Here is an 8955-nt window from a genome sequence, read left to right as displayed (position 1 = left end):
CCCGTCAGCCGCAGCGCATATTGAAAGCATTATCACCATTTACAACGAGCAGCGGCCACACAGTAGCTGCAACTACTTAACCCCTGCACAAGCGCATCATCAACATGGTAAAATGGCCATGAGATGGCAGCAAAAGGGTGCGTCACCTACAGGTGCCCAAGGCCGGTTATCCACAAATCCAGGTGGATTGTAAAAAGAAAAAAAGAAGCAAAAAAAGAAAAACTATAATAAGTAGTAGTAATAGGTTCTTTTTTTTAATCTTTGGAACTGTAAACTATTATACGGATTAACAACTACAGGTGTAAACCTTTATCCGGATTATCTAACAAGGGTGTAAACCTATTTTAGGACGTGACATGCTTACCATAACATCTCACCCTATCCTGTTACTACCCAAAGCCTATCTTTTGCCTATCCTTACCCTATCCTAAGCCTATCTCGACCCTATCTAAAGCCTATCTAAAGCCTATCTAAAGCCTATCTAAAGCCTATCTAAAGCCTATCTAAAGCCTATCCTAAGCCTATCCCCACCCTTTTTTTGGTATTCATTATCAAGTAGTTAGTAAGTTATAAAATTTATCCACACTGTTTATGTGATTGAATGTGAAGGCGCCCAGCGATTTTGGGGGTAAAATATGGTTGCTTCTTGAAGGTTGGGAGAGGGGGCTACTGGGTATGGGGGATATAAAATAACCCCAAGGATGCATACATCCTTGGGGTTTATGATAAAGTACAGCTTGCGTTCAACTACTAGTTAGCAGCAGGGGCAGGTGTCCATTTGTTGTTTGCTGGGTTTACATCGGGGAATTCGCCATTTGGATCGATGGTTACTTGGCTGAGTTCAGATGTAGAGTTGTACTTGAAAGTCCAAGTACCACCACGTTGCCAGATTTCTACCGGGAGTTTAACGGTGCTGGTTTTACCGTTCGACTCTTTTACTTCGATAGTAACAGGCATGGGGAGTTCTTGCAAGTTTTCAATCGTGATTAAGGCGCCTTTGGTGGCATCGTTGCTCAAGTATTTAACTTCTTTTACGGCTTGATCGAGTTTCCAGTTTTCTTGGAACCAACCACGCCAGAACCAGGTAAGGTCTTCCCCTGTACCATTTTCCATAGCACGGAAGAAATCGGTGGGTGTTGGATGCTTAAATGCCCATTCGTCGATGTATTTCTTGAAGGCATAGTCGAAGCGATCTTTACCAACTATTTGCTCGCGGAGTAATGCCAGGCCCAAAGCCGGTTTGTAGTATGCGCCTAAACCGAGGTTCATAGGTTGCAACACTTCAGGGATGTGCATCAATGATTCGGATTTTGGATTGAAGATCATCGGCGCCATTGCACCCACCTTTTGCGGGCGGTAATACTCGCCTTTATTGAATTCTTCAGTAGCAATGTTGTTAACAAAAGTATTGAAACCTTCATCCATCCAAGCGTATTTACGTTCGTTTGAACCAACAATCATCGGGAACCAGTTATGCCCGAATTCATGGTTCGTTACGCCCCATAAACCACCACCGGCACTTCTAGCGGAGCAGAATACGATACCTGGATATTCCATACCACCTACAATACCCGCTACGTTAACAGCTACAGGGTATGTATAAGGATACCATTTATTCGAATACGATTCAATACAGCCTTTCACATACTCTGTAGAACGGCCCCAAGCTTTTAAGCTAGCCGTTTCTACCGGGTAGGCCGACTGTGCCATGGCTTTCTTACCATTGGGAAGGTTAATGCGTGCACCATCCCAAATAAAGGCTTTAGAAGCAGCCCAAGCTACATCGCGCGTATTTTTACATGTAAAGTTCCATGTTACATTGCCACTGCGGGTAGGCGCAGCTAATACATCGGTACTATCAACAATAGCTACCGTGGTTTCACTGTTTTTGGCACGGTTAAAACGCTCTAATTGTTTCGGCGTAAGGGCTGTTGTAGGATTGGTTAATTCACCAGAACCTACTACCACCATATTCGCCGGTGCAGTAATGCTGTACGTGTAATCACCATAATCGAGGTAGAATTCACCGGCACCTAAATAAGGTAAGTTATTCCATCCCAATACATCATCATACACAGCCATTCTTGGGAACCACTGTGCAATTTCGTAGATGATACCGTTCTTGGTTTTCAATTTACCCATACGGTCGGTTCCTTGTTCTACTATTTGGAAACCATATTGGATTTTGATTTGCAGTTTACCACCATTCGCTTTCAACGCTTGTGGCAAACGAATTTGCATACGGGTATCGGTTACCACGTATTCCACTTTCTCTGTTTTACCCAATGCATTGGTAATGGTGACAGAAGAAATTTCATAGCCTTCTGTAAATTCCTTACTCGCATAACGACCACCACTTACCGCGGTGGCTGCTTCCGCACGGGAATCTTTACGGTACAGGTTCTGATCGAGTTGCAACCACAAATATGGCAAAGCATCCGGGCTGTTGTTCGTATAAGTAATGGTGGTAGCACCATCAATACGACTCTTCACTGTATCCATCGTTACAGCAATGTTATAATCGGCACGGTTCTGCCAATATTTATGGCCTGGATACCCAATAGCGCTACGTGTTTCAGTACCATTCGATGTGTAAAAATTAGGTGCAAACGCTTTATGCTGGTCGTAAACCGACTCGCTTTTGGTTTGTTGCGCCATAGCACCCGGTAAGTTGGCAGCTAACAAGCACAAGCCTGCTAGCAACGGACGTTTCATTATCATAGTGAAATTAGCTGGTGAATAGATCAAGTTGAGGACTAAATATAAGTACACAAGAGAAATATAGCAAAAGGTTTATATAAGCGGTGGGATAGGGGATGAAAGAAAACACCCCGAACAGCTAGCTGATCGGGGTGCGAGGGATCATTTATTATGACTTATTCTTCTTGATTTCTTTTCGCTTTTTTTTCAATTCTTTAATATCAGCACTTACCTTTTGTAACGCGGCTTCTGTAGTTTTTTTCGCTTCAAAATTCATCTGCGCTTTTTGTGCTTTCTCTTCCGCCGTTAACTTCGGTCCTCGTAATTGCTTCGAGAATGTACGCGTGTGGAAGTTCAATAACGGGATATCTACCAAAATAGATAAACTTAAACGACCATAGCTATTGGTGGTAGAAGCAATATCCGATTCCACCTTCCTTAACAATGGTCCCATTTGATACCCCATATTAACCGACAACGGTGTTTTACCAATACCAAAGGAATAGAAAACACCCGGCGAAATCACATCTTTCCATTCAACCGTTGGCAATTGGTTAGCATCATTATCCTTATTGAAACGGTAAGCCGTAACAGCGCCAATATCTAGCACAGAAATAAATATACTAGACGATGTTTTATGGCGGGAGTTGAAGAAGAGAATACTTTGTCCTTTGCTGATGGCTACCCCAATTGGTGCTGTAATACCTACTGCTGGTCTTGTATCTAATCCTTTAATAAATTCAAATCCACCGAAAAAACCTACATATGCATTCAACGATACGTTAAAAGCCGATGTTCTTTTAATGCGGGATGAACCGCTTGGCAAGGCATATGTTTCAATAGCAGCAGCTACATCATCACTATTCTTCGCCACGGCAAGCGATGCACCTAAGCCTCCATACGTTAATAAGAATTGGCGCACTTTATTAGATACTACTAATGTATCGTACGCCACCTTTTGCTGCATGATTTTATCGGCTGGATATATTAGATTATATAGCTGTAAAGTTTGGTTTACGGCATACGAGTAAGATTTCCTGTTAACAGATGAAACAATTTCTCCACCAATTTTAATGGCCGAGAAATAGTAATTCACTTCTTCGTTCAGCTTTGTAATGGTGGTGTTAACCGTGGTTTCATCCAAGGAAGCCAGCTTTACCAATGCTTTTTTGAAATGTGGTAAGTCAACAACTTTCATGCTGTAGGTAACCATGTCCATTGTTTTGCGGGTATAGTCTACGAAGATTTCCAACTTCACCGAGTCGCTGGTTTCTTCTTTATATTTTTTCACCAAAGAAGAAATGGCGTTTACTTTTTCACTAAAACCAACAATGAAGCCTTTGTATTCATCGATATCTTTATCGGCATTGTATAAGAGGTTGATGATAGAGTCGAGCCGTACTTTATCGGTGTAGTAAATGGGATGGTCGGCATTGTTCGCATGTTGATATAATAAACCTAGGTAAAGTTTTACAGCTAGCTTGTTACTGGTTAGCTTTTTCAGTTGCGCGGTGGTTACCCAGTAATTCTCTTCCCCTTCAAGGCTTTTCAACGAATTACTCAGCATTTGGGCGGTTAACACGATACCTTTTGTGCTGGTTAATTTCGGATCACCCAGTAGTTCATTGGTAGGGTAGTTCTCTAAAATTTCACCTGGATGTGTGCCATCTTGCACCGCTACACCAATATAGCTCGCCGATTTAATAGCTGCTACCAGGGCAGGATATTGCGCGAAGAAGGCAGGGTGGTTCTTGATAATACCGGGCGCGTTAGCAATAAGATCTTTGATATCTGTTTGGAACGATTCTCTTAATTGATCGATGAAACGTTGATAGTCGTAAATATTATCGCCAATCGCTTTCAACGTATTGGTAGTGGCAGGGAAAAGTGTACGCACATCTGCAAAACGATCGTCTTCTATCACTTCTTGGAAGCGGGAAAAGAACGACACCGTTAATTCTTCCTTCGTACGTTTTACTAGGAAACGGGCAATACCGTCAATAATGGCGGTAGAGGTTAGGCCGCTCCCCGGTATAATAGAACCGTCTTCGCTACCAATAGGACGAATCGTAGATAGTTTATCATTTACGAGTTGTTCCGCGGCAGCTGCATCCGCAACGTTGGTGAGTGTTTTTAAATAGGCTGTTAGGAATTTATTGCCTTCAACGCTTTTCGGGTTATCGAAATAATAATTCGAAATAATGGTAACAGCTTGATCGAGCGTGATACCAGGTTGTGCAAGTTTTAACGCATCGTAGTAGGCAATCCCTGTTGGCTTTACATCGGCGGGTGGTGGAGTAGGGGCAATCGTACTACCACCTAATGTAATCGTAGCGGCTTGAAGATCGTTTTCGATGATGGGGAATTTGTGCGAGGTACCGTTTTTCAACAATACCGTCACTAAAATAGGGTAGGTAAGTTGTTGATCATCATCTAACCCGTTAATCATTGCATTGCTTTTGATCGTGAATTTATTATTAGCATTTTTAATAGCCGATGAATCAAATACAAAATTGAAAGCAGTACCACCGGTACGGGCATTTTGAATAAATAGTTGCGAGAAATTAGGGTTACTAATAATAAACTTAATAACAGGCGTTTCTCCCGTTTTCACTGGTGTAATCGCAATAGCGCTTTGTGGCAGCTGCTGATCGATATTAATGTACAGCGAGTTTTTTTGCGCATGCAATTGCACAGCTACCATGCAACTGATCGCAAGCAGGATGAGTGTTGTTTTCATTGTATAGGAAGTATATATTTTCTTATATGGATAAATAAACCCCGAAAGGTCTGAATGCTTGTTTGATTTTAACCGCGTACGTAAATTTATCATCGGTGGCAACTACGATACCGATAGCCACCTGTTGACTATCCAGTACCAACGACCCAGAATCACCGTTTGTAGATACTTGCGGAAACTGGGGATCGTTGTGTTGAATGATGATGAGATTTTTGAACATATGCATAAAGGTGCTACCGCCTTTGCTCTGTAAATATGGAATAGGACATTCAAAGCTGGTATGTATAATTCTACCTTTCATCATGGGTGTAGAAAAACCTTCAATCACTACGTTCGTGGTAAAAATATCATCTTCACTTACATCGCGAATGTTGCGAGGTTGAATGGTGCGTGCTGTAGTTTTGTAGAAGGTAGCTACGGCAGGATCTTTAATTAAAGCAATCGCCGAATCGGTATTTGTTGTAAGGGCCGCATTATCCAAAACAGCAATAACATTTCTGCGGAAGTCCATAATGTTTTTATGCTTATCGTCGTTCTGCCAAGTATAGTCACCATTGAAAACATGGTAGCAACTGAGAAGGTATTCATTATTGGGTTCTGTGAATTTTTTCACCACGCAACTAATGGTACCCCAGTTTGCAGGTCTATTTGTATTGGTGAGCGCCAATTCTTTCACCCCGGGTGTATTTTCAGGCGTATTACCTAGTAAGTGAGGTTTATTTACTACATCTACAATAACTGGAATCTGAATAGTATCATTGATAATAATAGGATGATATTTCGCAATTACATTGGCGCCAACACGTTCATTGTTCACCAATACGTGTACACCTTTCTTCGTTTCACCCGTCTCATCATCTTCATAAAACCATTTATTCACGGCCAATACACCTTCCATCCGCATAATACTGTCCTTGTATAACATCAACGCTTTATCAACCGGCTCTATAGGTTCTGTATTGATAACTGGCGGAGCGGCTAAATTGATGTCGACAGGGTTCAAATCAAGCAGGGGATCGGGGATAGGGGGGGCAACTTTTTCTTCCGGCTTAATACCTGCATTACGTAAATTGACGAGTTTCTTCAGTAAATCGAACCAGAAAGGAGCACCTAGGGTAAGTGCTAGCGCCGTAATAATCCAACCTAATAGGCGTTTACCGTCGGCAGGGATTTCACTAACAACGAACCAAGCCTTCCCGAAAGCCGAGTAAGGTTCGGTACCGGTGATGGTAATACCTGTGGAATCGACTTTATCAATGCGGCTCACTTTCGCAAAATGCTCACCAGTGATAGCAGCAATTGACTTATGAACGGGGATTTGCTGTTTCAACTGGGCTACATACGCCATGGAATCTGCTTGTTTCAATTGTGTGGCGGAAAGCAAGCGAGGTGTTAAAAGGTAAAACCCGGCGGTATCTTTAGATGATAGCGTGTCGCCTGTGGCAGCACTGTTTAATATAGAGCGTTTTTGAAGATGAATATTTGTTTCTAATGCATGGTATAAACTGTCGGAAGAGGCATACGCCTTCTTTAGTTGTTCAATTGTTTTTTGGGTATGGTCCGTTTCCTGCATGAATTGAAGCAGGGCATGGTATGTTTTTGCATCTTTTTTCTTCGTAATGGTAGTGCTACGCGGGTCTTGTAGGGTATCTAATTGCCAGCCGATACCTAGAATCATGTTAGCGTTTTGCATATCCCGGGAGATCGCTTTATAACTGCTATCGATGAGTTGTTGCGATAATCGTACGCTATCGTTTCCCGTTAAGTAAATGCTATCGAAACGGTGTGCGGAATCTTTGGCCATTGCGATGCTCATCGCTATCAGCTGGTCGCGAGCTTTATCATCTTTCGATAATTTCTGCGCGATTTGGATGGTATCGACGTTGAAAATAATCACGATCAGCATACCCAGCGTGAATAGGATAAACTGCATTTTATGCTTGTACCAACCGGTTGTTCGGTCCATCACTTCTGTGAACCACTTCTTCATACCGTCTTTGAATACCTGCGGGTTGTTATTGGCGGCGTTGAATAAATCGCGAAGTTGGATAAGGGTGCTTCCATCGAGTTCATGCACGTTTTTCTCGAGGCAGTATTGGATCTTTTCCATGGGGAGTTCGCCGAGTCCTTTCGATTGTAACAAATTGAAAAGTGTGTCGGCAAAATTGTCGGCTGTAATGTACGACGGTTTGGTACTAGAAAACAGCACGCGCTGTTCACTTTCCAATCGTGATAAATACTTGATGGATGGGTACTCATAAAACCTACCTGCGAAACTTTTCTTGAAATCTTTGTGTTCAAACAAGATAAACCGCTTACCGCGCTTGACGAGATATTGTAGGAAAGCGAGAAGATGGTCGCCGATACCGCGTACTTGTACACGTTTGTGGCCATTCGTTTCGTAGAACCCGTCGTTGAGCATCCGCTCGACGGCCAGGCGTAAAAGTCGTGCCCGTAATCCAATCCAGGTGGAAATCATTTCACCCAGTATCGTGGCAAACAAACTGTAAATAAGGTATACCAGTACCAAGCTGGTAACGATTTCAATAGCAACTGTATTGAACATAGGTAAAGGGTTGTCGGGGTTGAAAGTCTGGCGGTTTACTCCACCGATCGTACTACAAGGTACGAAACCTAGGAAAGTTTAAACTACCATGAAATGGGGATTTTTTAAATATGACACTCACCAGTTTGGCCCTTTTAAACGCTCTGCAGTATTACGTTATAGCCATTTGGGAGTATGCTTGAAGAGCACTTTCGAGTGGCCTATAATGCGGTCATTATGTTCTATTAAGGCATATACCATTTCCCGGGATTTGTGGAATGCTGGGCGTTATATTTTTCGGGATCTCCAGGGATTTTTTTGAGCCAATTGTTACTGTATATCAAACCTCGTAAGGATTATGCAAAACCTAAGCGGCAAATTATGTTGCATGCAGTTTTGTGTGTACCCGGGATATTTACCTTTGGAATGCAAATAAATAAACGCTCATAATCCGCTTTGGTATCCACCAGCGAATAATAAAACCATCCATTTGGGTGTCCTATAATGAGGGGTTCTGATAAATGATATGAATAAACGGCGTTGATTTATTTTTTAGGAATCAAAGGAAACTTGGAATTTGTTTCACTTATAATAAATATTATGTTAAGTAAGTTATTTTGACATTTAGAATAGGGCTTCCCTTTGGTTGATTTCATGGATTTCCGCTTGTTGTAGTTGCTTTGGGTGTGTCGGTTCCTCTCTTGATCGACTGGAATGTTTTGAGTATAAGATTCCCCTGCTTTCTTGCATGCTTTAAGGATTGTTGTGCATTGGTTTGGCTTATCGTGGTTTTGGCTTGGAATTGAACGGCCTGAGAATTGTGTAAACGTTGCTGGATAAGGATTTGATGCGAATATGGAATTTAGGCTTGTTGTAGTTTTGGCTTGGAATTGAAGTTCCTGAGAATTGTGTAAGCGTTACTGGTTAAGGATTTGGTGCGAATACGGGATTTTGGCTTGCTGTGGTTTTG

Annotated in this window: 4 protein-coding genes; 1 reads left to right on the top strand and 3 read right to left on the bottom strand. The window is 42.1% G+C overall.

Translation table 11 applies throughout. From position 1 onward, the window contains the following. Positions 1 to 193: integrase core domain-containing protein (locus LX64_RS10565; protein ID WP_148707274.1), on the top strand; the 193-nt coding region annotated here is incomplete at its 5' end. A gap of 557 nt (positions 194 to 750) precedes the next feature. Here the strand turns inward: LX64_RS10565 and LX64_RS10560 are convergent. The 3 genes from LX64_RS10560 to LX64_RS10550 form a co-directional block, all read right to left on the bottom strand. After that, complete coding sequence (locus LX64_RS10560) at positions 751 to 2715, bottom strand: M1 family metallopeptidase (protein WP_111597594.1); 1965 nt, start codon at positions 2713 to 2715, stop codon at positions 751 to 753. A 154-nt stretch (positions 2716 to 2869) separates the two neighbouring features. Next, on the bottom strand, positions 2870 to 5440 hold the full coding sequence (locus LX64_RS10555; RefSeq protein WP_111597593.1) for a hypothetical protein: 2571 nt from the start codon (positions 5438 to 5440) through the stop codon (positions 2870 to 2872). 22 nt (positions 5441 to 5462) lie between these two features. Next, on the bottom strand, positions 5463 to 8006 hold the full coding sequence (locus LX64_RS10550) for a hypothetical protein (RefSeq protein WP_111597592.1): 2544 nt from the start codon (positions 8004 to 8006) through the stop codon (positions 5463 to 5465). Between the last annotated feature and the right edge of the window lie 949 nt (positions 8007 to 8955).

Source organism: Chitinophaga skermanii (assembly GCF_003259335.1).
GTDB classification, from domain to species: domain Bacteria; phylum Bacteroidota; class Bacteroidia; order Chitinophagales; family Chitinophagaceae; genus Chitinophaga; species Chitinophaga skermanii.
This window is presented reverse-complemented; position numbering and strand designations above follow the sequence as displayed.